The following is a 26,692-nucleotide window of genomic DNA, read 5'->3' on the forward strand; positions in this document are numbered from 1 at the left end:
TTAAATAAAAATGACAAGTACCGTATTAAAACCATCTTCCCATCCCCTATCCGCATACATTGACATCTTGGAATCAGGCCAAGCTTTACTGCCTGAATCTACGGAAAATGTGGTTGAAGTTGTCGGCGTGCTGAAAAGTTATGCTATTGTTTTAGATGCCTATTCTCGCAATCTCAATTATATTGCAGAAGAACAGTTTTTAGTGCTTTTCCCGTTTTTTAAATATTTCAACGGAGAGGTGACGCTGCCCAAATTAATTCGCTATTGGTGGCACGACAGGATTAATTTTGAGTATGCTGAGTATTGCATGAGAACAATGCTTTGGCACGGCGGCGGGGGTTTGGACAGTTATTTAGATTCCCCGGAATTTAGCAGTTTGGTCGAAAAGGCGATCGCTGCTAAATTGAAAGGCAATTTTTTCATGCAGGGACTAAACAAAACCTTTCCTAATTTTTTGCCGGAACAAGTGCGGATGCTGGCTTACTACACCGGTCTCGGTCAGTTTTGGCGGGTAATGAGCGATTTGTTTATGGACTTATCTGATTCCTACGATCGAGGGGAAACTAAGTCTATTTCTGATGTAGTTGATTTTGTCAAAGCCGGTTTAGTCGCCGCGGCCAGCCTACCGATTACCTACAGCGTCAAGATTCACGGTCAAGTCTACGATATCATTCCGGCCTCGGCTAACTTGACATTTTTACCAGATGTAGCCGTGCCTTATGTAGAGGCTGTTTTCTTTCGGGGCACAGCTTTTTTTGGCACAGTTTCCTACAACGCTCAAGCCCATCAAATCCCGGAAAAACAAAAAGATTTTGCCTACGGGGCTTTGTTTGCTGATCCTTTACCTATTGGAGGTGCAGGGATTCCGCCCACTCAATTGATGCAAGATATGCGCCATTATTTGCCGGAGTATTTGCACGAAGTTTATCGCACTAGCTGTCGCGGTGAAGACGATGTGCGGGTGCAAATTTGCCAAAGTTTTCAGAAGTCCATGTTTTGCGTGACGACGGCGACTATTTTGGGTCTAGCACCTCATCCCATGAATACCTCCGATCCAGAGGAAAAAAAGGCTAATCGCGCTTATTTGGAAGGTTGGATGGATCGATTTGGGGATTCTCGCTTGGATTGGGCAAATCAGCCAACTAACCGGGCCTGTCAGTTGTTCCCCGAACGGTAGAAGGGCGACTGGTTTTTAGGGCGCAATGTCTCTCGGAGTTGCAAGAATATTACCTGAAGAAAGCAATTGCTTACTTTGGGATACCGAAAGAGCATCCGGGCGATCGCAATGATATCACGTCCCGTAAAATAGCCGTTATCAGGCAAGTAGTGAAAACTTCAGTCCACAGACTTTTATGAGGACTGAAGTCCTCACTACCAAACAATTTTATAGTCATTTTAGCGAACCTAATATGACCTGATAAACTGTTTGTTTTCGGCTCATTGTGATTGCTTTCATCATAGATATATCCGCTAACGCTTAGACTGGTAATGACAGGATAAAGCACTTGTTATTTCCAAACTCTCTAGATTCGGACTAGAAGACTCAGGCCGTGAGAGTCCGTGCCGCAAGTTCCCAGCAAACCGTGAGTTTCTGCTAAATCTTTGACTAAAGCAGTTTGTTTGGGACTCGGTTTCCAAGGATTTGGATTACCGTAAGCATAGTAAATTTCTACACCGTCAATGCCGAAACGGGCTGCTTCTGGGATTAGTTTATCTGCAGTCGATCGATACCGGCAAGGATGTGCTAGAACTGCTAAACCTCCTGCTTCATGAATAGCTTCAATTACCCTGGCTGCTGAATAACAATAAGTGCCTTCTGTACTTTTACCTCGCAAGTAAGGTTTGAGACTGGGATGTTGCGGATCAAAGGCGTAACCGAGAATGTGTACCTCATTGTTGAGCAATTCGGCATTAATTTCAGCGCCTGTCCAGAGACTAGGTGCTTGGCTATTTTTGTCGGGATGGTTTAATTTCCAATTATCCAGCCAAATTTGAGCTTTAACGTAGCCTTCGGTGCTGTGGTGGTCGGTGATAGCTAAGCCCTTGAGGCCTCCGGCTATGGCTTGTTCCATCAATTTCTCTGGCTGCAATCGCCCGTCGGAGTAGACTGTGTGCATATGAAAATTATAGGAACCCGGACAGCTATCGGCATCAATTGTCTGAAAGACTTGTTTGAGTGCTGAGATATTCTGGGCTTCTGGTTTGAGACTAGAACTTGTTGGGGAAGCGAGATTGACAGCCATAAGCGTTATTATAAAAAAAACTAACCTTGTTTAATATATCTAATAAATTGATATGTTGCACCTGTGGCAATAGTCGGCTGTAGGATTGAAACATCTGGCGGATTGTTGCATTCGGCACAAAATATCAATTCACTCGCACATCTGGCACAATTCTTTATCCAGAATTTTATTGTCGGGTGGGGGCGGGTTTATGAGATTATTGATTTTAGGCAATTTATAGTTGGTAAAACTCGCCTCTACAGGTTTGGGGAGAATGCCGCAAGATATCAATTTACTCGCACCTATTGCATCATTCTCAGCAAGAGGCTTTCCGGCCTGTTCCACCAAGAGTAAATTTTATTGTGGAGTGGGCACCCTGCCCACGCTTAAAAGGTTTGTGGAAAATGCCACAAGATATAGCAATCCTCGCATCATTTGTGAATTTCTTACTCCCTCCCCTTGATAAGGGGAGGGTTGGAGTGGGGTAAAAAGTTTACGACTCCTGCAAGGATTGCTATATCAATTCAATCGCACTTTAAACCTGCGGCTGCGGCTGTGGGAAATTCGTTCGGCACAAATGTAACTCCAAACTGTTCTCTAGAACACGGCACAATATGCGCCACTCGTTTAGGAGGGTTTTTCCGATTTCCAGTCTTGGAGTCAAACTCAATTATACCCGTAGCTCCCTCGGCTTTAAAGTTTGGATCGGCTAAGGTTTTTTGCATTCCTTCGCGGCTGGGTTCCGCCTGCATTTCTAGGGCTTTAATCAGCGTCCGGGCGGCATCGTAGGTTAAAGCCGATCGAGTATTGACCGGGCCTCCCCACAATTTTTCAGCGTTTTGCGGAAATTTTTTGTCAAAACTTATTAACGGATGCCAAAACACGGATATGCCCAGTTTTTCAACAGACTTTAGCTGTTTTGCTACTTCTAACGTTCTCGGCTCGTACAGAGTCCAGGGCCCGACAATCCAATTGCGATCGCCATTAGCTTTAATCATTGCGATCGCATTTTCCAGGGAATTAGTAACTTGACCGTCGGGAATGACAAGTAAGGCTGTTTTTCCGGCTTTCTCAACTTCTTTGATTGCTGCTTCGGCGTCTAAATTATTTTTAGATAAATCGTAATAATTCCTGATTCTAAAAGTCGAGCCTCCTTTTGCTTCAAATTGCTCTTTGAATTCTTCCCACAAAGAAGCGCTAAACGGACTGTTGGGATTGTAAAATACTGCGGCTTTTTTCTCACCGACCCCTAGCAGTTGATTTACTAAAGATTCAGCTTCTATGCTAGTTGTCGGAGCCGTCCGAAAGAAAAATTTTCGAGGTTTTCGCGTCAGTTCTTCTGTGGTGCTTCCCGGAGAAATGGCGATTAGTTGATTTTGATTGTAAATATCTACGGTTTCTACAGTCATGTCGCTGGTGTAGTGTCCGATAACTGCTAGAATATCGGGCTGAGCGACCAGATAATTAGCCCTTTGAACCGCGTAGGATTTGATATTGCCATCATCAGCAATGATGACTTTGAGACCTTTTCCTTTAATAGCTTTTGGTTGGAGAAAGCCTTGACCGGGAAAATTTTTATTGTTCTCATTTGCAGCCAGAAGACCTAAATTAACTTCGGTTTGAGCTTGAGCAATGCCACGGAGCAGTTCTTCTGCTAAATTTGCGTTGAGGATGCTGCCGTCCTGATTTCTGCGAATGGGAACAACAATTGCGATCGTATAATATTCTGCATTTTTTGCCTTCAGTAGAGCATTGTTGATGTAAATTAAAGTTTCTGGATCTCTGCGGTCTTCCCGCCAGGACTGTTTGAGCAATTTTAAAGCTTCGGGATAATTTCCGTCGGCAAACTCATTGATTCCCCTTTGTTTTGACCACAGGGCGGAGGTTTGCACTAGGAGTTTTTCGCCGGAACTTACACCATCGGGGGATGGTGTAGGCAGCGTTGGTTGCGGGGACATTCTATGGATTAGCGGGGAAATTCTGGGGATTAAAAATACGATCGCCCCAAAAGCCACAATTCCCGCAACGCCTAACAGCAGCCCGCGAAAGCGCGATCGCAACTTCCGCGAAGTTTTGGGTAACTTGGGCCCTTCGACGATCGACAAATCCAAGTCTTGCAAAACTTCATCAACAGATTGGTAGCGGTCTTGAAAGTGGAAACGCACCATCTTGGTGACAATATTTTTGAGCTTGTCGCTAACTTGTACCGCAGGGCGATCGGGCGTCGAGTAATCCCAGACAATTTCACAAGTTTCGGGGTCTTGCGGCAGATTGGTGGGACGTTGCCCGGTGACAGCTTGGATGGCGATGATTCCTACTGCATAAATATCATTGTATGGTTGCGGGAGAGACCGCGGGTTGTATTGTTCGGCAGGCATATAACCGCTGGTGCCGATCGCCTGCGATGTTAATATTTCACCTGTAGAGTTAGCCGTAAAAGTGCTGATTTCTTTGACAGCCCCAAAATCAATTAAAACAATTTTTTGATCGGTTTTGCGCCGAATTAAGTTAGAAGGTGTAATATCGCGGTGAATAATATTTTCTTGGTGGACTGATTTTAATATTTCCAGAACTTCCCGCAACAAAGCAACGGTATTTTTCTCATTCCCCCGATTGCCCGCAGTGAGTTCTTGACTAAGCGGATGTCCTTCAATATATTCTTGAACTAAGTAAAAATAATCGTTTTCTTCAAAGCTATCGAATAATTCGGGAATGCGCGAGTTTTTGCCGAGACGGCGCAAAGCGCTAGCCTCCCTTTCAAATCGCTTCCTTGCCCTCTCCAAGACGCGCGGATCATTCGATGGGGGAAAAGGAATTTCCTTAACAACGCACAGAGGATTATTAGGTTTGTTTATTTGTACAGCCGTGTAGGTTCTCGCAAACCCTCCCTCTCCCAACAAAGCGAGAATTTCGTACCTTTCATGTAGGATATGCCCTAAGTTGACACACATAAATTTTCCAACACCTCTTGACAGGCTGCCGCCTTTAATGTTGATTATAGGGACTTAAACCAAAAATTAGTCCCTTTTATTGTAAAATCCATTGTAGTGTAGTTGGCGCTTCCACGTCGAAAAACTCTCATAAAGGAAACAACTCCCACCGCCATGCCCCCATGCTTCGATAAATGGTGTCGTCGCGAGAGACGATGTTTTTAGCCACAAATCCCAAAAAACGGGGTTCACCCTAATCATATATGACTCAGGAAAGGGCAAAAAAGTGGCTCTTTAACTGCAAGAGTTGGCAGACAATATATGGCGTGAAATCGCCCAAACTGATAACTGCGTAGTCTTATTAACTACACATTTATATGATCGAGTAAAAAGTCTGTCATTAGATGTAAGTTGTTAAGCATTTAAACTACGATCTGAGCCTTACCTTTTAAAGTTAAGACTGTTAATACCGCCGCAGTTGGTAGCAGTGCTAGGAAAAATTATCCCGGTAATTTTAAGCGGCGTCTGAAAGAACGATTTGCTCCTTCTAATGGTTTTAAGCTAGAACGTTTTGGCTTTATTTGATATCAATTCCGGCTGCGCCGGAATGAGGATATCAAATCCGCGCTTCATCGTCGGGCGTAAAGTCGAATCAACCTGCCAACAAATAATTCGCGGAATTTTCATTCTTTTGACTCACTGTCAACAGTCAACAGTCAACAGTCAACAATCATAAGGAGTGCAACCGGAATCGATATGATTCCCCTACAAAGCCAATAAAAGAGCCGTGTAAATTCCGGCACCAAGGGCAAATGCCCAAAACCGACTTTCTCGTTCTTCTGGCAATTCTTCTTTGAGGACGTTGAGAACAATTCCTCCTGCTAAAAAAGCAAATAAAACTGCGATCGCAGTTTTTCCAATTTCAGTAGCGCTACCCAACACCCACCCCACCATAATAGCTGCTGCTAGTATCCAGCGCCCGATGCGGTCATAAATATGCTTGTGGTGTTCCCGCAAACCAGAGTCGTTCACTGCAAAGTGCAGTGCCATTGCACAAGAAAACAACAGCAGATTCGTAATGCCCGGTTGTTCCCGATGCAGCAGCAGATAGCCAATCAGAGCGTTGTAGATTGAAAAAGAGCCAATGTGCAACCAAAAAACACCAAGACTGGTCACATCGTCTGCGCGACGCTGACGAGATAAATTTGCAATTCGCTCCAGGCCGTAAAATACAGTCAATCCTAACAAAGCTATTAAATAAACGTGGTGTTCTAGATAGGAAATAACTCCTGATTCTACTTGCTTTAATACCGCTTGGTGCTGATTTAATTCCGGTAAAATATGCACAAAAACATAAGCTACCGAAACCCCACTTGCTGCTGAAAGCCAGCGGTTGCGAGGAATAGGAGCAAACCGCAACTTGCCGCAAAATAAATGTGTCAGCGCTAAACCAATGGCAATCAGCGCGGTTAAAGCTAAAGTATTAGGAGCCGATCGCAAAGCTGCTGTTATTACCATAATTCTGCTCTACCAAATTAATCCTGTCTTAAAGCTTTAATGACTTGGTGATACCGCTCTTGCACATCTTTCTGGTCTTGCTCCTGAGAGATTTGTTCACGGCTACTATTTAAAATCATATCCGCGTGACGGCGTAAAGCTTCTCGTTGTTTGGAATTGCGGGTGTAAGTGGCGATGCAAGCTATAGCTTCCAATAAGCGAATTGTGACCGCCACATCTGATTTACTGTACTGGCGAATTTGGTTAAAGGCCGCATCGACTAACCCTTCAAACGTCACTCCCTCAACAATGACGCGCAAATTCTGTTCATCGTCGTAGCGATAGGGCGAGGGAAAATCCCTTTCAGCGAGGCGGGATAATCCGGCGCTGAGTCGATCGATACACCGAATCGCAGTAAACGGGTCGTTAATACCAGGAGAAATCGCACGCAAGGCAATTTCAACTAATTGATCGATGGGAAATTCTACATCTTGATATTCAGTCCGTTCGTGGCCCAGAATAAAAGCATCGTTAATCGGTTGGTTCAAGCTTTTATTCACCCCTTTTTCAGAGAAAATAATCGCTACATCGCTACCCTTGACGATAAACTTTCCCGGTCTAGTTGTAAGACGTACAAGCAGATTGTACTTACGCGCAATTTTCATTAATTCGTCGTCATCGATTGCTTGCAAATAACCCTCGCCAGTGGCTTTGATTGAACTTGCTGCCGAGTCAAAATTTTCCGGAATTTCTACCACTGGTGGCGAGTTTTTCGCCTTACCTTCTCCGATTTTTTCGGGAAACAAACGATCTAGAGCTTTGTCTAAATCTCCACTAACCTGAGTAATTACATGGGACGCTTGAATAATGGTTGATGCGTGATGGATAAAGTAAATCAGTACGCCGATACTGACAATTGCCAATCCGGTACCAACTGTAACCGAGAGTTGGGGTACAAAGAGACTGTATCCTTCTCCTTCTCCATGAATGGTTCGCAGTACGAGCAAACAGTAAATAAACGTGGCAATGAAGGTGCCAAGCACGATTTGATTGCCCGTATCCTGCATAAAACTACGCAGCAATCGGGGCCCAAAATTGGAGCTCGCCAACTGAAGGGCCACAATAGTAATGGAAAAAGCTGTAGCAACAACGCTGATCATTGAACCGGCAACCGATGAAAGAACCGCTCGCGCACCATCGGCTCCACCCGTGTAAATCCACCTCCAGTTTGGTATATTACCCGTGCGGTCAAGTGTCAGCATGGCGATCGCTAAAATTATCGACGCCACCGCCATCAACGTTGGGATAAACCAGTAGCTAGAGTGCAGCGAGTCCCAAAGTTTGCTTAATTTGACATTTTTCATGAGTTGGGGTGGGGTTAAGATTGCCCGTTGCCGTCTTGTTGCGATCGCACTTCAATTAGTTTTTGCAGAGAACCGCTGATGCTGCGGGGTTTGGGAACTTCGCCATTACCAGCGGGCCATCCTTCCCGTTGACGTTTGCGATCGCCATCCGTCTCTTCGGTTTGGTCGTGAAACAAAATTTGCTGCGTAGGAAAGGGCAAGTCGATGCCATTGGCAGTCAGCTTTTCCTTAATCGCAGAAAGTACCTTGTCCCGCGATCGCAGATCGTCAATTCGTCGCGGCGGAGCAATCCACCATCGAGCGCGGATATTGACGGTACTTCCTGCAAGTTCCATCAGCAACACGTCAGGAGCAGGGTCATTCAAAACCTCATCCACACTGTGCATAGCTTCCATCATTAACTGCTTGGCTCGGTGAATATCATCGCCGTAGCCGATACCAACGTCGTATTCCATCCGGCGTTTATCAAAGGCGGTATTCACAGTAACAGAATTGGTGAACAATTCGGCATTGGGAATTACAATCCGGCGACCATCATAGGTTCGGATTGTTGTAGCGCGAGTTTCAATATTTTCTACCGTTCCCTCAAAGTTTTTAAACACAATCTGGTCATCTATTTGGAACGGTTCCGTCAAAAGAATTAGGATACCAGCTAGGAAGTTTTGTAAGATATCGCGAAAGGCAAAACCAATCGCTACCCCGCTAATTCCCAGCAGTTGCACCAAATCGCCTGCTCTAAATGTGGGAATTATAATCGACAAGGCAATAAACAGACCCACCAAAACAGTAATACCCTGCGCTAACCTTCCCAACACCAGTCCCAAATTCCGGGATTGGCGGTGGTTGCGGGTAAGCCGCCTGACCGCTCTCTTAATTGACTGGCCAACAAAGAAAAAGATTCCAAAAACAATGAACGCTAGTATCATATTAGGCAGCAGGACAATGAAGTCATTGATCATGCTCTCAATCTTGTCCCAGACTCCAGATATTTCTGCTGTCATACAACTTCCTCTTGCATCAGTCGTTATTGATAGTATTAAAATTAGCCATGTCAAACTCTATCTTAAGCCTGTAGATTACTTTAACGTGAGCCTAATTTAGGACTTACACAGCCACAGTAAATATTGGGGATGGTTCGTTACGCAGAAAGCTAACGCACCAACAATTTTTTTCAAGTGGATATCGAAGCCACATCTTGACCGTTGAGTTTTTGTGCGATCGCATCCAGCACCCTCTGTTCTGCTTCGGAAACCTCTCCGCTATTTTCGGCAATCCGACGGCATTGAGCTAATAGCGGTACTGCAAAGTCGGGGTTAAGTTGCTCTAACAATGCACCCAATGGTTTGGGGGACTTGATGTTAGCAGCAATCCTTTTGAGAGAATCGGCATTTAATTGCAAGACCTTCAATTCTGGCAGAATATCTTCCCAGTTTTTGTTAGGATAACTTGCCAAAATCATGTGAACCATAATTTGATCCATGCCCGCTTGCTGGGCGATCGCCACATCGAGATATTTCTCGCTTTGTTGCTGGATCGCTTGCAGCGTTTCGGTTCCAGGTTCTTCAGTCTCTTCCCTGACTTTGGCTTCATAAAACTGGCGCGCCGCATATCCCAGCGCGTACAGCATCGTCGCATTCGTACTCGCACCAATCATCGCGCCAGCCAGCGGTACGTTGCGTAAAAAGCCCAAACCAGCTTTCATTGCGTTGCTACCGCCTAGCGCTAACCCAAAAATTGCCAAAACCTCGCCTTTTCGGGCTGGCTGTTGCAAATCCATCCCATAGGCGGCGGCAATTTCATAAACCATTTCGGTTTGAATCGCAGTAGTCGCCGCTAAATCGATCGCCAGCAGTGCAGCCGCGACACCGGGTAAAATGCTGCTAGCAAATCCTACACCACCCGCTTGAATCGCTTTTTCCACCATAATGCGATGGGCAATTTCGCTGGGATCTTCATTAGGATACTTTTGTTGGAGTTCCTTGACTTGAGCTTCGGCTTTGGCTAAGTCGATGCGATCGCTGACCCCAACTAACCAATCAAGCCTGAGTAGCCCTGCCACTGGTTTAACAAAGGGAAGATTGCCAACATAAGTTACCGCATCTCCGGTTCCTTGCGTCGCTTGTCCAATCAATCGATAAGTTTGTTTAGCAGCAGCTTCCCCCAACTCTAATGCTGTGTCAAAAACCGCTTTGCCTGTATTCAGTGCAGATTCTGTTGTCTCAGCAATGAAATTTAACAAATCAGACTTTTGCTGTGAATTAGTTTCTTTTTTTTGGTTTGATTGGTCATCCATCACTGTTTTTTCAATTAACTACAATAAGTAGCCTTGTATCGGGGCTGTAATTGGTACCCAGCCATTCTCACCAAGACTCTGAATCGTCACATTTCGTGCGGAACCGATAATGCCAACCGCTTCGCTGTTAGCCGTCGGTTGTCGCCGAACATTAAGGCCATTCCTCGCAATAACCTGGCGACAGCTATCCGGTACTTGCGCTAGTAAAGATTCACCTTGAATCTGTGTTTGATTTGTATCCGCGGCGAACGAGGGAGCAACTAAAACCGTTGCTGTTAACAAGAGCGAATTTGTTAACGTTGTATATTTTTGCCAGATACTTTGCTGTTGCATCGCTTTATCTCCTTTTAAATCTCTATGCCAAAACCTTAGAAAAGGTTTTTAGCTTGTTCATCTTCTCCAAGAAAAGATGAATCATCATCCCCATGCTATAAAATAATTCGACTCCCTGCTGTGCTTGTTAAATTTTCAGGTTTTATCATCGCTAATCAAGCATAAACGCGAGGTTTGCGAGCGCCAAGAGCAGCACCAATCATTGCCGCTGCCAAACTCAGCAAAGAGCCAAGTATAAATGACCAAGTAGCTTTAGCTGTATTACCAGCTAGATCGCGAACTTGATTTGGGTCTACATTCGGCGCTTGATTCGGTATATTAACGCCGCCCTGTTGTTGTACTTGATTGGCAATTTCTCCAGCATTAGCAGCGGCAGCGCCAACAGCACCCGATATCCCGCTTCCTAATAACCAAGCACTAAGTGCTAATGTAGCTCCCCAAAGAATTGCTGCATTCAAAAATGCTGTTTTCTTAGTCATAGGGCCGCAGCTTTGAGCCATCACCCAACCGCCTAAAAATAGGGAAATTAGCAAACTGATAATCGACCAAATTACGACCCCAAAACCAACCGAACCTGCATCCGCACCTGTTGCACCGGCGCTTAATCCGATCGCCATTGCCAAAGCGCTTAAAATTAGTTGAGTGCCCAGAGCGATCGCAATTCCTGCCAAAATTGGCCCCACCTCACTTGATCGTGGTAATCCACCAGCGGATTGACGATTGTAGGATCAGTGAGTTGACTGCCCGATCGATCTGGATAAGTCATAAAAGATTAACCCCTGCGTTACGTTGTTGCTTGTTTTCCGTTGCCTGTAGTTTAATTCTACTTAATAATTATTACTAGAATATCTACCGAGGGGCATAATATTTTTTAATTTGATTATTTTAAATATCAAAAGTAGTAATTTCGCTCATAAATCGAAATCTCATTCAGAAAAAACCCTCGTAGCTACTTATAGATGCCCTTAATTTTGTAGAATCTCTCGTAGTTGTTGTAGGATCTCCCGTAGTTGAGGTGATAATAAAACCTGAGAAATCATTGTGAGATATTTTGGCCTAAAGGTTGTAGATTGGCTCAACCCAACCTAGGAATAATTAGATCCATTTATTCCGTTTAGTACGGGAGAGCTTAATTCATCTATCTAAAGATAGAAAAATATAAAAAAATATTGCTATCTTGATGATTTTCAATTTGCTGAATCATTCAGAAGAAGGAAGTATTAGAACTGATATCTATCTAAAGTAGGTGCAAAGCTGGATGTAGATACTACAGGAAACAACCTTGAGCAAGATACGGTTGAGGCAACAGACACAGTACGTCGCGAAGAGTTAGATGTAAAAACCGAATGGGAATCGGATAGAAAAAAACGTAATCCGCTTTAACTCAGCCAAATAGTCTCGTTAAAAATGCCAAAATCAGGAGGATATTTATCATGTCTGATCGCAGGCATTTACCGTCAATCAGCGTAGCCTTTTTAGCTTTAGCCATTAGTGTCAGTGGCACTGGCTTTGTGCTAAGTTCCCAGCAAGTTGCTGCTCAACAAGCTAAATCGAAATTTCCTGATGTACCGCCGAATTACTGGGGGCGTCCGTTTATTGATTCCTTAGCTGAAAAAGAGATTGTTACCGGATATCTAGACGGAACTTTTAGACCCAAACAGGCTGTGGATCGGGATGAATTTTCGGCGATGATCCGCCAAGCTTTTAATCGATCAAGCGTTAGAAATATCCCGAGTGGAAGTTACTTTAAGGATGTGCCTCAAAACTATTGGGCAGAAACTCCGATTCAAGAAGCTTATGAAGCGGGATTTATGAATGATTTTCCCGGAAATGAGTTTCGTCCGAAGCAGCCCTTGACTAAAGCACAAGCATTAGTTGTGTTAATGAGGGGTTTAAATATGGATTTCAATCCCCCTGTTGTCAAAACCGATCGAGCTGCTGCGACTCCAGCAAGACCAACTCCAGTAAATAAACGTCGAATTGCTAAGAACCGTTTGGCATTTCCCCTCGCAGCGACTGTTTTAATGCAGCCGTTATTACCTGTAGTGGCAAGACAGCAGCCTGCGGCTGCGCCCGCACCTAAACCGGCTAAGACTGTTCCACCAACAACGACAAAAGCTGCAACTGCGCCTGCTAAAAATTCGGCATTAGATTTTCTCAATTCGTATTATAAAGATGCCGAGAAACTTCCTAAATATGCGGTTGAACCCGTGGCAGCAGCGACAAAGGCAAAGATAGTGGTCAACTATCCAGATCCCACAGTTCTTAATCCGAACGAGTTGCTCAGTCGGGGTAGTGCTACTGCCCTAATTCATCAAGCTTTGGTCAATCAAGGTCAGATAAAACCGCTTCCAGACAAGGATAGTGCTAAGTACATTCCTACGAGCCCACGTCGCTAGTTCTGCCATCAACATTAACTTTTTTACCCTAGGATTCTATTGACTCGAAACCAGCGATAGCCGTAGGCCTCTAAGGGAATAGAGGGCGAGTCCGCATCGATAGATTCATAGAGCCGATCGCCAAATAAATCGAACAGAGGAGTGTATTCGTTAGATTTGAGCGTAGCGGTACAAGGTTTGTCGGCTAGATTGTGCACAGCAATCACCGTCCTGCCTTGCCAGTCGCAGCAGTGGGCTAACACCGAGGGAGAGTCGGTTTCCAGAATGTGCCACTTGCCCCTACCCAACTCAGGACATTGCTTGCGGATGCTGATTGCACGTTCCATCCAGTTAATTAATGAGGCAGGATCGCGCTGCGCTGCAACGACATTGACTTGTTTGTAACCGTATTCTCCGTTGGCGATCGCAGGTCTGGCAAGGACATCAGTTGCAGCCGTCGAGAAGCCACCATTCGCTGCATCTGACCATTGCATCACCGTGCGGACGCTACCTCGACCTTCCAGCGAAAGGTCATCGCCCATGCCAATTTCTTCGCCATAGCGCAGCATGGGTGTACCAGGCAGGGTGAACAGCAAGCTGTAGATTAGTTCAATCCGGCGGCGAGATCCTCCCATCATCGGTGGTAAGCGACGACGAATCCCGCGCCCGAAAATTTGCATAGTTTTCTCAGGGGCAAACGCTGCAAAAATTTCCTCTCGTTCCGATGAAGTAATGCGGTCTAGCGTCAGTTCATCATGATGGCGCACAAAATTAAGCCACTGACAAATATCAGGAATATCCGGTAAGGTTTTTAGTCCATCGCGCAATGCGGTGGATTCTTGACGCGCCAGGGCCAAAAACAGATGCTGGTTCAGCAAAAAGTTGAACAGGATGTGCATTCTGTCGCCCTTAGCAAAGTAGATAGAAATTTGCTCGCGATCGACATTTGCTTCGGCCAGCAACACTGCATCACCCTGACGCGATGACACAAACTCTCTCATTTCTTCCAAGAAACCTCGCAGGCTTTCGGGGTCTGCACCTTCGATGCCAATTCCTTTAATTAAAAAGGGAACAGCATCAATGCGAAATCCAGACACGCCTAGTTCTAGCCAGAAACCCATAATTTTGCAGATTTCTTCTCGTACCGCCGGATTGGAAATATTCAAATCTGGCTGTTCTTTATAGAAGTGATGCAAATAGTAAGCGTTTGCTTGTTCGTCGTACTCCCAAATACTGTCCTCCGCATCGGGAAACACCAGCAATTCTGGAGCAGTTTTGGGTGGATTTTCTGACCACACATAGTAATCGCGATACTTGGAGTTTTTATCGCTTTTGGCTGCCACAAACCAAGGATGCTGATTGGACGTATGATTTACTACCAGATCGATCAGCACGCGAATGCCTCGTTCCCTTGCTTGGTGCATGAACTCGACAAAATCTCCCAAAGTTCCCAGTCGCGGATCAATGTTGTAGTAATCCATCACGTCGTAACCATTGTCCCGGTTAGGGGAAGGATAAAACGGCAGCAACCACAAACAAGTAATTCCTAGCGCGGATAAATAGTCTAGGCGGTTGATAAGTCCTTGAAAGTCGCCGACACCATTGCCGTCCGAGTCCATGAAGGTTTCAACATCGAGGGAGTAGACAATTGCGTTTTTATACCAGAGGTCTTTCATATCAGTAAATTTCTTAATAGAGAAACGGTGTAACATGGCTGTGTTCAGAAACCCTGCCACAGGGCTATTTAGGAAGCTGAATTCCACGGCTATAGCTCATCCTTCGGAAGATAATTCTAAGTCATATTTGTACCCATTTAAAATATCAATATAAAGGTATATTAAACATCTACCAAGATAATAAATTACGTTTTTCCAATTAAAAAACGGTCGATCCGGCTGACTACAATTAGCAGGAGCGATCGCTACCAATTTCCGATTAGATGTTGATCCAAATAGCCAACTTGTTTAGCTTGTGGCTTTGCACTGTCTTCGCTCTCTTTCGCCAAGACAGTGCAAAGCCACCAACCTTAGTTAAATCGGGCAGCGCTTGTAATTCCTAACGGCATAGGAGTTGTGTTTGCCTTTAGCGATCGCCAATGCTGCCAACTAATCTTCTACCCAATTGAGTAACCCAAGAGAAGTAACAGCTCCAAAAAAGTGAGCGCCAATCAGATTTACGTTTGCCATCGTCACAAAAATATCTAGGGAACGAATCACATTTTCTGGCGCATAAGCTGTCATCGCTTGGGGCTGACTAAGAGTTTTTGCGAGGACTAAAGCAACTGTTTCTTCAGAAGCAACAAAGGCGATTAATACCCCCACCAAACTAGAAACTAATCCAATCCGTAAGGTGTGAGTAATATGTTCTTTGCTGGGATATACCTGGGAATTTTCGGCGTGCAAAAGTCTGCCTAACAGCCTATAGCGAAAATCCCAAAATATTCTAAAGCCCAGCAATAACAGGCCAATTATTGCTAAAACTACCCCGAAACCAATACCTGCATTATTGGTTTGTTCGCCCATGTTGCGACCCAACATAGCAAATAATAAAACAATGCCGGAAACAGCACCCAAGAATAACTGTATCCAGAAGCTAAATCTACTAAACAAGCGAAAAGTTGCGACGAATTCGCTTTGGGTCAGCGGTTGTGGCACGGATTCTGGTTGATTCATTATATCCACCTAATTGCTGAATTGAGCATCAAAATAAACGAGGTAAAAAAGAGGTTCTGGTTGTCTTCCTGTCGCAAGCGATCGCCTTGTGGTTAGCTATTAGAGTTTTCCTGAAAAGTTCAGTTAAGGGCAGGACAGGATGCCGGATGTTTGGGAACCGAATTCGGCAATTTCCGGTCAATAAAAGATTGAACTCTACACAGGCACTGCCGCTGTGGTGATTTGATTTTCCTAAAATCCTCCCGGTTCTGAACAATCAACTTCTTGCGACAATGGGAATTTAGAGTCTTAAAAATCGACTTAGGCAAAACGTCTATTGTTTCTGTTCACCATCTCAAAAGCTTGCTTCCATCTCTATTTAATCTAACTAGCCCAACCTTGCCATCTGTCTGATGCCATAAGAAAATATCCACCTGATGGAAGATGATTGAGGAAAAATTTATGATACTGCTTTGAGTTAAGTGCGATCGATCGGAGTATTGGCGATCGATGCTTGATTCCCAACAGCCGCACTGGGGCGCATCCATTCTTGCAACGTCCATAAGCTAGTTAAGGCAGTTATTATAGGGCCACCCAACGATCAGCCCTTTTCTCGCTTTTTACCGTCAGCGAGCCGATGAAATTCTCTCAAAATGCGAAGAGGGTTTAATGGGTTGGTTGGCAGGCGTTGCATTAAGCATGAGTTTTATTGGTATTACGAGCATTATTGGTTTGTTTGTTTTGCAAGTTCCACTGCCTTTTGTGAACGGGCTTCTGGCATTCATATTAGCCTTAATTCCCTATATGGGCGCAATGTTAAGCGTAATTCCACCGCTGCTGCTGGCTTTATTAGATTCGCCTGCAAAAGCAGGCGCGGTGTTGTTGCTTTATTTCCTAATTCAACAAATTGAAGGCAGCTTGGTCACACCTATCATTATGGAAAAGCAGGTATCTCTGCTTCCCGCTTACACCTTAGCTCTCGTGACAGCATTCGGATTTTTATTTGGTTTTTTGGGATTATTTTTAGCGCTACCAATTCTAATTGTTATTCAAATTTGGGTTAAAGAAGTTTTAATCAAAGATATACTAGACCGCTGGCAGACTGCTCCATCAGAGCCAGTCGATAACCCATAAAGCTATATTTGTCAAGCCCAATTAATATGAAGTTTATCAATCAATCAACCGATGATACTCCCGCTCAAGACAGATGACAAACATCTCTACATGAGCTAATAATTAGGTTAATAAATAATAATATAAATAGTTTATTTAAGAACTCAGTTAACTGGAAAGGAATGCACCATTGCCTATGGCAGCAGTCGTTAACAACTAAATTGTCAAAAAATATGAAACGGGACAACTCACCCACCGACAGCATTAAAGACTCAATTGGACAGGCAGCTTCTCATCCCTGGTTTGAGCGACTGGCAAGATTGGGATATGCTTCCAAAGGCTTAGTTTACTTTATTGTCGGTTTTTTAGCAGCACAAGCCGTCTTTAGTATGGGCGGCAGGACAACAGATACTAGCGGTGCATTATCAGAAATTGTTAACCAACCCTTCGGTAAATTTCTGCTATTTCTTGTAACGATTGGCATTATTGGTTATGCCCTTTTGCGTATCGTTCAGACAATTCTCGACCCAGAACACCAAGGACAGAAAATGGATGCCAAGCGAATTGCCCAACGCATTGGCTACGCCTTAAGTGCTTTAGCTTACGCAGGTTTAGCTTTAACGGCTGTAAAACTGATAATGGGTTCGGGCGGTGGTAAGAGCGATACAACCGAAGATTTGACAGCCCAAATTTTAGCGCAACCGTTTGGAGAATGGCTGGTAGGATTGGCAGGCTCAATTGTTATTGGTGTAGGTTTTTCTTATTTCTACCAAGCATATAAAGCCAAATTTCGCCGCCATTTCAAGCTAGATGAAATGAGCCAAACCGAGCAAACTTGGGCGACACGGTTGGGTCGAGCTGGAATTGCTGCCCGTGGAGTTGTTTTCGTTATAATCGGTTTTTTCTTAATTCAAGCAGCAAGGCTATCGGATGCCAGTCAAACGAAAGGATTGGGCGAGGTGTTGGGAATTGTGGCACAACAGCCTTTTAGTCCAGTGATTTTGGCTCTAGTACCTTTGGGTTTAATTGCCTATGGCATCTACTCGGTAATTGAAGCTCGCTATCGGCGAATTTTCAGTTCATAAGCTTGCCCGTTATGCGGAAAGTTATGAATTTTGAGTTAGATTTTTTTTACTTATATAACTCAAAACTCATAACTTTTACAAGGCGTTTTGATGAAATCACCTGCTTTTAAGTCGGGAGATTTTAACTCAAAACTCAGGGCGGGCACGGAAGCACCGCCCCTACTCAACTCAAAACTCCTAAAAACTTATGGCAAAAATTGGTTATCATGCTTCCCATGAACAGTTTAAGCCCAGCGAACTGCTGAAATATGTCCAAATGGCCGAACAAGCTGGCTTTACCCATGCCCTTTCTTCCGATCACTTTCATCCTTGGAGTGAAGCGCAAGGACAAAGTGGTTTTGCTTGGTCTTGGTTGGGTGCAGCAATGCAAGCAACGCCGACGCTTTCCTATCGGGTTGTTTGCGCTCCCGGACAGCGGTATCATCCGGCTATTATTGCCCAAGCTGCGGCAACGTTGGCAGAAATGTTTCCAAACCGTTTTTGGATCACGGTTGGCAGCGGTCAAGCGTTGAACGAAAATATTACAGGGGATAAGTGGCCTACTAAGAGCGATCGCAACAAACGTCTCAAAGAATGTGTCGATATTATCCGCGCCCTTTGGGCAGGAGAAACCGTCACCCATCGCGGTTTAGTGTGCGTAGAAGATGCAAAACTTTATACCCGCCCGGAAATTCTCCCATTAATTATCGGCGCCGCAGTTACCCCAGAAACCGCAGAATGGTTGGGCAGTTGGGCTGATGGATTAATTACTACTTCTCGCCCACCTGAAAAGTTAAAAAAAGTCGTCGATGCGTTTCGTCGCGGTGGTGGAGTAGGGAAACCAATGATTTTGAAAGTGCAGCTTTCCTATGACAGTAATGCAGAGAAAGCACTACAAGGCGCTCATCATCAATGGCGTAGTAACATCTTCAAAAGTAAAATGCTGACACAACTGATAACACCCGATCAATTTGATGCGGCCGGGGAGTTTGTGCAACCAGAGGAGTTATATCAACACGTCCGCATCTCGGCAGACCAAGAGCAGCATATTGAGTGGTTGCAAAAAGATATTGAATTGGGGTTTGATCAACTAATTTTACACAACGTTAACCGAGAACAAGAGCAGTTTATTGAGGTGTTTGGCGAAAAAGTAGTGCCAGCGCTGACAAAAAGTTGATTCGTAATTATGATGCTACTGATATCAATGCTTCATCGTCGGGCGTAAAGTCGAATCAAGCTGCCAACAAATAATTCGCGCTATTTTCAGTTTTTTGACTAACAGTCAACAGTCAACAGTCAACAGTCAACCATCACCGACGGTGCAACCGGAATCGATATGACTTACCGACTCGCATTGTCAGAATCCTGAGTCCGATCGCTATCTCCCAAACCCAATGCGGTTCGCCACTTATCGGGATGGCGCGGCATCAGTATTCGCACATCAGGATCGGGCAAGCCGATGCCAGCATCTTTGAAGGCAAGAACGATTGCCCCTCTCACGGCTGAGGTTGTCGCCACAAAGTCAGTACGCCGCGAGTCCGTCCAAAACCGCACCTCAACCAAGATGTCATCCTGTCCCAAATCTCGAATTCGCACGGAAACTGGCGGATCGTTGAGCACGGCTTCCGTAGCTTGCGCTGCCTCTGTCATCACAGTTACGGCTGTTTGCAAATCGCTATCGTAGCCGATAAACAGAGTCACGCTGCTGCGACGAATCGGGGCGGCGGTGTTGTTGGTAATGCGCGAGGTGAACAATTCCGCATTGGGAACCAATACCACTCGACCATCATAAGTACGGAGTTGGGTTGCGCGCAATTCGATCCGCTCGACATTGCCTTCAGTTTCCCCGACAACAATTTGATCGCCAAGTTCAAAAGGACGCAATACCAGTATTAAAATGCCGCTGATAAAGTTAGAAAGGATATCTTTTAAAGCAAAGCCGAGAGCAAGACCCGTTAAACCTAATCCGGTGGCAACTGCTTGCGGATCGAACCCAAAGGCATCCAGGGCCACAATAAAACCGAGACTCCAGACAACATAGTAGGCGACTTGTTTGATTAGGTTTTCTACCGTTAAGTCTTCTACAATGTGACGGAAAATCAGGCGCATCAACCAGCGCACCAAAGCCGCGATCGCCCAAAATAATCCAATCACCAGTAATGCAGCTAGCGCGCGGGGAATAATCGCGATCGCAGATTCACCCAGTCGTCCAAATCCGGTTTGCACCGAGGATTGCACCTCTGCCACAAAGCGTTCCGAAGGGGAAAGACGGCGCTGACTGGCTCGCGTTAGGGCGGTAGCAATCGCCCCTGACCACTGAGTTGCCAGCGTATCAACCGTTGTCAAATTATCCTGAGCGTCTGCTTTAGTTACGGTGACAACAGGGACTCCAGCAATCGTAATCACCTGCTGATCGCTATTTTGAGTCGCTTCAATGCGTGGAGGTGCGATCGCCGTAGGATTCTCCAACAGTCGGCTCATGCGCCGCTCAATCTGCCGCGCACGTGCGGTTGCATCTACGTTTTCTACCGCACTCACCCGAAACACTGCTCGACCATCTAAACGCACTGTTACCCGTTCGTCTTGCGCGCCTGCGGAATTCGGGGTAATACACGTTATCGTTAGGGCAATTAAGAGTGCGAGCAACAGAACTGACCGCACGCTCGATCGTGCTAACCGCCTCCAATGAATTTTTATGCTTTGCTTGATTGGATGCACTACCGCTGTTGTTATCTAAGTTGGGCTAAAAGAAATAGCGATCGAGGATATCCTAAAAAACTGGTCGCACCGATGCTAAACGATAAAGCTAGGAATGCTGCACATATTAGGGGTCAACGCCAGAAATTAAACATGAGAAATCATGTCCTTTTTTTGGCAGTGGTAGTGATTGTTTAGCTTCGTACTTGCGCTTCAACGCTAATCTTCGCGAAGACAGCGCAACTACAAAACCTTGTCCAATTCATTCGCACTCTAACGTCCTTCCCTCTTCACCTCCAACTCTTCACGACGCAGTGTTTCCGTTGCCTCAACGGTCTCGGTTTCAACCTCTTTCCTGATGTTAACTTCTTCGCGCACAAAAGCTTCTTTTGTGATATCAGCATTTTCTTCGTAAACGTCCATACGCATCACCTTTTCCTGCTTGAATGGAGTATCCCGATTTACTGGCGCACCTGCCTTTTCGGGAGTTATACTTTCAATTACCACTCGCTCTTTTTCTGTTGGAACTGAAACTCGTGCCGTTTCGGTTTCAACTCGCTTGCCAATTGCTACCTCGCCAGCTTTGTGACGGCTTTTTTCTGCAACCAGTCGTTCTTCGTAGAGTCGGAATTTGTGATGCTCGCGCTCGTTCATCTGATACAATTGAGGCTCTTGTTCGTAAGTGTAGGTGTTGCGGTCATAACCAGCCGCCTTAGCTTGATTAGAGACAGAACGCGGCATAGAAACTGGTGCAGATGCTTCTAAAGGCAATGATGCTTCTACAGGTGCAGACCCTTCTACCGTTAGAGTACGATAAACACCCCGCACTTGTTCTTCATAATCGTAATCAACTACCATCCCATCCTCATACCTGGGTAGTCTTTCTGCTTGGTCTTTACTTCTCAAACCCGTCGCGTAGATGCGTTCTGCATCAACCTCAACTCGACAAAGAGCAACTGGAACTAATACCTTCTTGCCAAAAATCCAGAAACCCGTGTCAACAACAAAATATCGGAAACGTCCTGTCTCATCAACTAGCGCGGTATCGATGGAGCCAATCTTCTCATCTGTATTTCCAGCATAGATATCCAGACCTTTGATATCTTCGCCATTAAAAGCAGCTTCGCGGTAGTTGGGATTAAAATCTTCAATTTTGTAAAGTAACATAGGAGTCTTTCCCTTTCTATCTACATCAACTTATGCCCCCATTTTAGAGAGAACTCAAATTTGATGCTTCCTTCTTATGAATGATTAAATGAAACAGAATAATACGATGAGTATATTTATTTTAGTTTTTTTCTGTCTTTAGATAGATGAATTGTTATTTCTTATACACCTTCATTTCCCTCACGTCTCACAAGAGGTTTTTAACTATTTTTATAAAAAAATACATTTATAAGTTCGACCTTGATACTGTAAATTAACGGACAAAAAAATATATACACAATTGATTACTTTAAAGATAGACTTTTATGTGATAAATTTTGGGGAAACACATTTGAACAACTTTGCCTTTATTATGCTACTCCCTCTGTTTAAATATTATTATGAATATATGCAATGCCACCTCTTCAGCAAGCAATTTCCAATAACTGATGACTAATGACTAATGACTAATGACTAATGACTGATGACTGATGACTAATGACTGATGACTGATGACTAATGACTAATGACTAATGACTAATGACTGATGACTGATGACTGATGACTAATGACTAATAAAAACAAATTCCCCGGCCTAACCAGGGAAGGAAAAATATTAAAAAAAGTAATGTTGTTTTAATAAATTGAATAGGCCCAAAAGTGGCGATAAATTAGTAGCAGCGATTGTTGATTTGAGAGCGGACGCCGGGGCGGGCATTCCTGTGCAGGTGCCGCACCCGATCGCATTTTCCAGTCTCAAGAAAACAGTTGCATTCATATTTGAGTACCACTTAAGCTTGGTTGCTGTTGCGAGTCTGGCTAGCCAGCTCCAACAGTTGCGCCCAGCGTTTTTGGACTTGTTTGGGAGTGCATTTGAGCGCGGTGGCGATCGCCTTGTCGCTTTCTTGGTTCCGCTTCATTTCTAACAGTTGCTGCATTTCGGGCGCAAGTTGAGCGCGAAACGCTTCCCATTTGTCCGAAGTCATTCCCAGCTTTTGATCGACATCAGCACCCAGCCATTCGTGGACAAGTTTCCAATTTTGAGTGCGGGCAAATTTTTCGACGTGATACTTGAAACGTTGTTGCAAGTAGTCGCGCTGGCGGGAAGACAAACCGAGCACGCGGTCAATTTCCGAAGCCGAAAGGTCTTGCAATTTTAAAGTTAAGTAATTCACGCATTCTGGTTGATTTTGCGATTCCAGATAGGCGATCAATTCCGACACTACTCGATCGCGCAGCACAGCATCAGCCGGATCGACAGTTTCCGATACCATTTGCTCGCGCACTTGTTGCAGCGCCGGAGAGCGACTGTACATTTCCGCATCTTCTCCCTTGCCAGATTCTACAGCCATTTCAATGTCGATCGCAGTTTCGGGAGGCTGGCCCTTGGCAAATCCTTGAGCGCGCAACACGATCAGGCGTTGGCGGTTGCGGCCGGGCAAACCAATTTGGCGCTTGGCGTAGTGTTCGGTGAAAGCCATGTACTCAGCCAATTCTAGCTGCGTGCGGGGCTGGTAGGTGGCATCGAGTTGGTGTTCCCGGCGGAAAGCTCGCAGAGATTCGATGTAAAAGCCTTGCAAAAAGTCTTCAATCATGTTGTAGCGAGCTTGGAAGTTCAAGTTCGATCTGAAAGAAGCAACATGGCGGTAAATCATAGCCGCGAGGTGGGAGTGCAGTTCGACACGGCCTTGTTTGGAACCGAGGCGGTAGTATTGCAGCGTTTTTTGCAACCGGTGCTCGGCCAAGGTGATTTGCCAAGCTTCAACTTCGCCGGAAATTTGGATGCGATCGCTTTTTTGGCAAATGCGTTCGACTTCCTTAGCAATCCGCATCGCCACTGCTTGAGCGCTGCGGCTGGAAGTTTTCATTTCCGCTTGCAATTCTTTGAGGGCGAAGTTAGCCAAAGCGAGGATATTGATGCTGGGAACAGTATTGATTTCGGCGGTTTGTTCGCTGGATGCAGCCGGAATGCTGTTGAGGTCAGAAGCGGTGTTGCAGTTGACGGTGTTGGTGGCAGTTTTGACAGTCATGGCGTTTATCGGGTGGTAGGGCACAGCGGATGTGCGAGGACATTTGTCAGAGAGTGAGGCGGCAGTTGCTGGCAGTTTCGCTTGCTGTGCTGATTCAACTCTCTATACATTGAATGTTACGGAAGTAGAGATAACCGCAGTGATGCCAGTGTTCCACTCTCTCATGCAACAGTTTTTGGCTGCTGAATCTGATTCTAAGCGCTGGCTGTGGAAGATTGATTTTATTGCCATTAAAACCTTACTGTACAAGCATTCTGAGCTATGGGGAAGGTTGGGCGATCGCGAAAAAGATTGACGGTGTTCCGGGGCCGCTGAGTGGACAATTTACTAACTGGCTATTTGAGGTGGTTTTGGCCGTTGGAGATTCTGGAATCGAGACTCGGCAGAGTGTAGCGAACTGCAATGTATTCTGAAGCTACGGCACAGTAATTCGGAAACCCGGTTAATCTGAAAATTTGATCTGAGCGAAGAAGGAAGAAGGAATCAGAAAGAAGCACAGAGAGCTTTGTTTACAAACAATTCACCCTGATTCTTTCTCTAATACCAGAGTCACCGGCCCGTCATTGTCGATCGAGACTTGCATCATCGCTCCAAACAAGCCTGTTTCAACTTTTAAGCCGCTCTGGCGCAACTTTTCGACAAATTTATCATAAAAAATTTCGGCTCGTTCAGGAGCTGCGGCTCGATCGAAGGAAGGCCGCCGACCTTTGCGGCAGTCCCCGTAGAGCGTAAACTGACTCACAACCAGCAACTCGCCGCCGATGTCCTGTACGGACTTGTCCCAGCGCCCGGTATCCGTGGCCGAGTCGGGAAACAAACGCAATTCTAGGCATTTGCGAGCCATCCAATCGAGTTCTGCTTCGGTGTCGGTGTCTGCAATACCTACAAGCAAGTTAAGTCCGCAGCCAATTTTGCCGACAATTTGACCGTCAATTTCGACTTGAGATGATTTTACTCGCTGGATGATGACTCGCATTGACGTGCTTTTTGGTAGCGTCCTAGGATTATTTGAACAGCAGCGCCATCGCCGTGTCGCCATGAAATTGAAAACAGTCCGATACACCGATGTCGGCAAAGTCCAACAATTATAGTCAAAGTGGGAAAGTCAGGGTTTATACATCTTCTTTTTGCCTAAATATTTTTCAGAAATGAATCCAATTGAATTGGAGTGGCAACATATCAAAAAAAATGAATTAGCCGGAAAAATGTTGGAGGATGAATTAGAGCTGGCTTATGCTGTAATTCCTGGGGTAGAAGTTAGAGCATAAAGAGGAAACTATACTACAGAACGTGTTAAATTTAACTCCAATCAGGTTACTTAATCTTTTGTTACATACTTGTAAATATTTCCCCCGACTTACTTAATCAATCACTCATCACCAATCACCAAGGACTTCCAATCATCACAAAAGCCGACCAATAATAAGGATGCGACAACTTTAAATCCGCAAACCCTTGCAGCGAAGCCGGCAACTCCACCCCCTCACCCCGACTCAAACCCCGCAATCGGCCACCCTCCAAACGCACATCTCCCCGCAACATCGCAATTTGCGCTTGTCGCAGCGCCGCCGCCTTAATTCGCGCCGTCTTCAACTGCTGGTAAAACTCACTCATCAATCCCAAAGTACCTTCATCACTCACGTACCACAAACTCCCCAAAGCCGTTTGCACCCCGGCTTGCAGCGCCAACCCCCCAAAACCCAACTCCGCCTGTGCATCTCCCACCGCAGTCCGACAAGCACTTAAAACTAACATATTCACCTGCGGATTATTCAATCTCAAATCCCGCAATTGATCCAGTCGCAGCCGACTATTCCACAACTGAATAAAAGAATTATTCGGTGCTCCAGGTCGAAATTCGCCGTGAGTAGCTAAGTGAATAATGCCAAAAGGCCGGCTTTGATGCTGTCGCTTCAAATTATCTAAAGTGAAATCCTCATTCAGAAAACTAACTCCCGGCCACTCTCGGGAAATAGCGGCTATTTCAGCAGGAACTGCAGGCAAAGGATTCAAATCGGAAAATTCCGAGGCACCCATTGCTAAAACTTGAGAATTTCTGAGATCGACGTAGCGAGTATCTGTTAAATTAATGCTGGGCATCAGGCTGAGATTGTACTTTTCCACCAAAAATTGCTGTCCGTCGTGCAAAGCAGAAAAGGGCATACCTCTCAAACCTCGATCGACCACAAAGGAAATAGTATCCGTTTCGCACTTTTTCAAACTGTCCTCTAAAGGCGCAATCATCCACTTATAAAGCTGTTGGGAAGATGGTAGATAACTCGTAGTAGCCCGCACCCCCGGTTTGGTAATCTCATCCCTGAACTGAGTTACAACTTTCAGCAGTTCTGCCCGGTTCGCGGCCGGCACACTTTTGTGAACAACTTCACCGCAAGAAGTGATCAGCATTAAATTTAATTCTTCGGGTTGCGAAAACAGATAAATTAAGCTGGGTTTCGTGCCAGTTTCTTGCCCCACAGATGCTAATTTTATTTTAATTTCCTCTGGGGATACCAACTCGTCGCTGATGTTTATCCCTAAATATTCCCGGAATTCTTGGCTGAAAGATTTGTCCAGCAGAGACAAAGCTGCCGATATTTGGCCTGCCTCCAAATTCCTGCCGATGTCGCCGCGAAATGCTGACTGAATAACTGAATCTCTGATATTTGAATTGATGAAATTTCTCAGTTCTCTGGGAGAGTGCATTCTTTCGGGCGGCATCCTGTCTCTCGGTTTTCCTATATCTCGCCATATTCTGTTTTGGTTCTGCCGCTGTTCGCGGTTAAAGGGTTGGTTGCGATCGGGGAAAAGCAATCGCCCTCGATCTAATGGAAATCTATCCCTTGGTGATATTGGGGGCGAATTGGGGTTATTGGGATTATTGGGATTATTGGGATTGATGGGATTGATGGGATTGATGGGATTGATGGGATTGATGGGATTGATGGGATTGATGGGATTGATGGGATTGATGGGA

General features: G+C 45.2%; 22 protein-coding genes and 2 pseudogenes. 8 read left to right on the forward strand and 16 right to left on the reverse strand.

All coding sequences use genetic code 11. The annotated features are described in order from the left end of the window. Window positions 1-10: 10 nt before the first annotated feature. On the forward strand, window positions 11-1,177 hold the full coding sequence (locus QUA43_RS15665) for a CO2 hydration protein (protein ID WP_333375108.1): 1,167 nt from the start codon (window positions 11-13) through the stop codon (window positions 1,175-1,177). 346 nt (window positions 1,178-1,523) lie between these two features. On the opposite strand, the gene QUA43_RS15670 is transcribed toward QUA43_RS15665, so the two are convergent. Then, on the reverse strand, window positions 1,524-2,243 hold the full coding sequence (locus QUA43_RS15670) for a PHP domain-containing protein (RefSeq protein ID WP_333375110.1): 720 nt from the start codon (window positions 2,241-2,243) through the stop codon (window positions 1,524-1,526). A gap of 503 nt (window positions 2,244-2,746) precedes the next feature. Next, a complete protein-coding gene (locus QUA43_RS15675; protein WP_333375111.1) occupies window positions 2,747-5,173 on the reverse strand; it encodes a bifunctional serine/threonine-protein kinase/ABC transporter substrate-binding protein in 2,427 nt (808 codons plus the stop codon). A 129-nt stretch (window positions 5,174-5,302) separates the two neighbouring features. Here QUA43_RS15675 and QUA43_RS15680 point away from each other — a divergent pair. After that, window positions 5,303-5,561 (forward strand): annotated as a pseudogene (locus QUA43_RS15680) (IS701 family transposase); the annotation flags it as partial. 356 nt (window positions 5,562-5,917) lie between these two features. Here the strand turns inward: QUA43_RS15680 and QUA43_RS15685 are convergent. From QUA43_RS15685 to QUA43_RS15715, 7 genes are all read right to left on the reverse strand, one after another. After that, window positions 5,918-6,670 (reverse strand): hypothetical protein, encoded by a 753-nt coding sequence (locus QUA43_RS15685; RefSeq protein WP_333375113.1) that lies wholly within the window; start codon window positions 6,668-6,670, stop codon window positions 5,918-5,920. Window positions 6,671-6,687: 17 nt separating this feature from the next. Then, window positions 6,688-8,013, reverse strand: a complete 1,326-nt coding sequence (locus tag QUA43_RS15690) for a DUF2254 domain-containing protein (protein WP_333375115.1) — start codon at window positions 8,011-8,013, stop codon at window positions 6,688-6,690. Window positions 8,014-8,027: 14 nt separating this feature from the next. Then, window positions 8,028-9,014 (reverse strand): mechanosensitive ion channel family protein, encoded by a 987-nt coding sequence (locus QUA43_RS15695; protein WP_333375116.1) that lies wholly within the window; start codon window positions 9,012-9,014, stop codon window positions 8,028-8,030. A gap of 170 nt (window positions 9,015-9,184) precedes the next feature. Continuing rightward, entirely contained in the window at window positions 9,185-10,306 is a 1,122-nt protein-coding gene (locus QUA43_RS15700) for a hypothetical protein (RefSeq protein WP_333375118.1), read from the reverse strand. 18 nt (window positions 10,307-10,324) lie between these two features. Beyond that, a complete protein-coding gene (locus QUA43_RS15705) occupies window positions 10,325-10,639 on the reverse strand; it encodes a hypothetical protein (RefSeq protein WP_333375120.1) in 315 nt (104 codons plus the stop codon). Between the two features lie 155 nt (window positions 10,640-10,794). After that, window positions 10,795-11,322: a hypothetical protein gene (locus QUA43_RS15710; RefSeq protein WP_333375121.1), complete on the reverse strand. Its 528-nt coding sequence runs from the start codon at window positions 11,320-11,322 to the stop codon at window positions 10,795-10,797. After that, entirely contained in the window at window positions 11,274-11,405 is a 132-nt protein-coding gene (locus QUA43_RS15715; protein ID WP_333375122.1) for a hypothetical protein, read from the reverse strand. The genes QUA43_RS15710 and QUA43_RS15715 overlap by 49 nt, the downstream gene beginning before the upstream one ends. Window positions 11,406-12,072: 667 nt before the next feature. On the opposite strand from QUA43_RS15715, the gene QUA43_RS15720 reads away from it, so the two are divergent. After that, a complete protein-coding gene (locus QUA43_RS15720) occupies window positions 12,073-13,038 on the forward strand; it encodes an S-layer homology domain-containing protein (RefSeq protein WP_333375124.1) in 966 nt (321 codons plus the stop codon). Between the two features lie 23 nt (window positions 13,039-13,061). Here the strand turns inward: QUA43_RS15720 and QUA43_RS15725 are convergent, their stop codons facing one another. Then, window positions 13,062-14,693 carry an alpha-amylase family protein gene (locus QUA43_RS15725; RefSeq protein ID WP_333375125.1) on the reverse strand — a complete coding sequence of 544 codons (1,632 nt, stop codon included), beginning with the start codon at window positions 14,691-14,693 and terminating at the stop codon, window positions 13,062-13,064. A gap of 429 nt (window positions 14,694-15,122) precedes the next feature. After that, window positions 15,123-15,689, reverse strand: a complete 567-nt coding sequence (locus QUA43_RS15730; protein ID WP_333375126.1) for a DUF3611 family protein — start codon at window positions 15,687-15,689, stop codon at window positions 15,123-15,125. 579 nt (window positions 15,690-16,268) lie between these two features. Here QUA43_RS15730 and QUA43_RS15735 point away from each other — a divergent pair. The 3 genes from QUA43_RS15735 (at window position 16,269) to QUA43_RS15745 (ending at window position 19,022) form a co-directional block, all read left to right on the forward strand. Then, window positions 16,269-16,802, forward strand: a complete 534-nt coding sequence (locus tag QUA43_RS15735) for an AI-2E family transporter (RefSeq protein ID WP_333375173.1) — start codon at window positions 16,269-16,271, stop codon at window positions 16,800-16,802. A gap of 212 nt (window positions 16,803-17,014) precedes the next feature. Further along, entirely contained in the window at window positions 17,015-17,866 is an 852-nt protein-coding gene (locus tag QUA43_RS15740; RefSeq protein ID WP_333375127.1) for a DUF1206 domain-containing protein, read from the forward strand. A gap of 187 nt (window positions 17,867-18,053) precedes the next feature. Then, a complete protein-coding gene (locus QUA43_RS15745; RefSeq protein WP_333375129.1) occupies window positions 18,054-19,022 on the forward strand; it encodes a TIGR03885 family FMN-dependent LLM class oxidoreductase in 969 nt (322 codons plus the stop codon). A gap of 164 nt (window positions 19,023-19,186) precedes the next feature. On the opposite strand, the gene QUA43_RS15750 is transcribed toward QUA43_RS15745, so the two are convergent. The 3 genes from QUA43_RS15750 to QUA43_RS15760 form a co-directional block, all read right to left on the reverse strand. Next, window positions 19,187-20,506, reverse strand: a complete 1,320-nt coding sequence (locus QUA43_RS15750) for a mechanosensitive ion channel family protein (RefSeq protein WP_333375131.1) — start codon at window positions 20,504-20,506, stop codon at window positions 19,187-19,189. Window positions 20,507-20,815: 309 nt separating this feature from the next. Next, window positions 20,816-21,709 carry a DUF2382 domain-containing protein gene (locus tag QUA43_RS15755; RefSeq protein WP_333375133.1) on the reverse strand — a complete coding sequence of 298 codons (894 nt, stop codon included), beginning with the start codon at window positions 21,707-21,709 and terminating at the stop codon, window positions 20,816-20,818. A 770-nt stretch (window positions 21,710-22,479) separates the two neighbouring features. Continuing rightward, on the reverse strand, window positions 22,480-23,718 hold the full coding sequence (locus tag QUA43_RS15760; protein ID WP_333375135.1) for a HetZ-related protein: 1,239 nt from the start codon (window positions 23,716-23,718) through the stop codon (window positions 22,480-22,482). 43 nt (window positions 23,719-23,761) lie between these two features. Here QUA43_RS15760 and QUA43_RS15765 point away from each other — a divergent pair, with 43 nt between their 5' ends. Continuing rightward, window positions 23,762-24,013: a hypothetical protein gene (locus QUA43_RS15765; protein ID WP_333375136.1), complete on the forward strand. Its 252-nt coding sequence runs from the start codon at window positions 23,762-23,764 to the stop codon at window positions 24,011-24,013. 225 nt (window positions 24,014-24,238) lie between these two features. Here the strand turns inward: QUA43_RS15765 and dtd are convergent, their stop codons facing one another. Continuing rightward, a complete protein-coding gene (gene dtd, locus QUA43_RS15770) occupies window positions 24,239-24,694 on the reverse strand; it encodes a D-aminoacyl-tRNA deacylase (protein ID WP_333375138.1) in 456 nt (151 codons plus the stop codon). 139 nt (window positions 24,695-24,833) lie between these two features. Here dtd and QUA43_RS15775 point away from each other — a divergent pair. Continuing rightward, window positions 24,834-24,986, forward strand: a pseudogene (locus tag QUA43_RS15775) (IS630 family transposase); the annotation flags it as partial. Window positions 24,987-25,101: 115 nt separating this feature from the next. Here the strand turns inward: QUA43_RS15775 and QUA43_RS15780 are convergent. Continuing rightward, window positions 25,102-26,692: CHAT domain-containing protein (locus QUA43_RS15780; RefSeq protein ID WP_333375139.1), on the reverse strand; the 1,591-nt coding region annotated here is incomplete at its 5' end.

Origin of the sequence: Microcoleus sp. N9_B4 (assembly GCF_036701635.1) — a bacterium.
In the GTDB taxonomy this organism is placed as follows: Bacteria; Cyanobacteriota; Cyanobacteriia; order Cyanobacteriales; family Microcoleaceae; genus Microcoleus.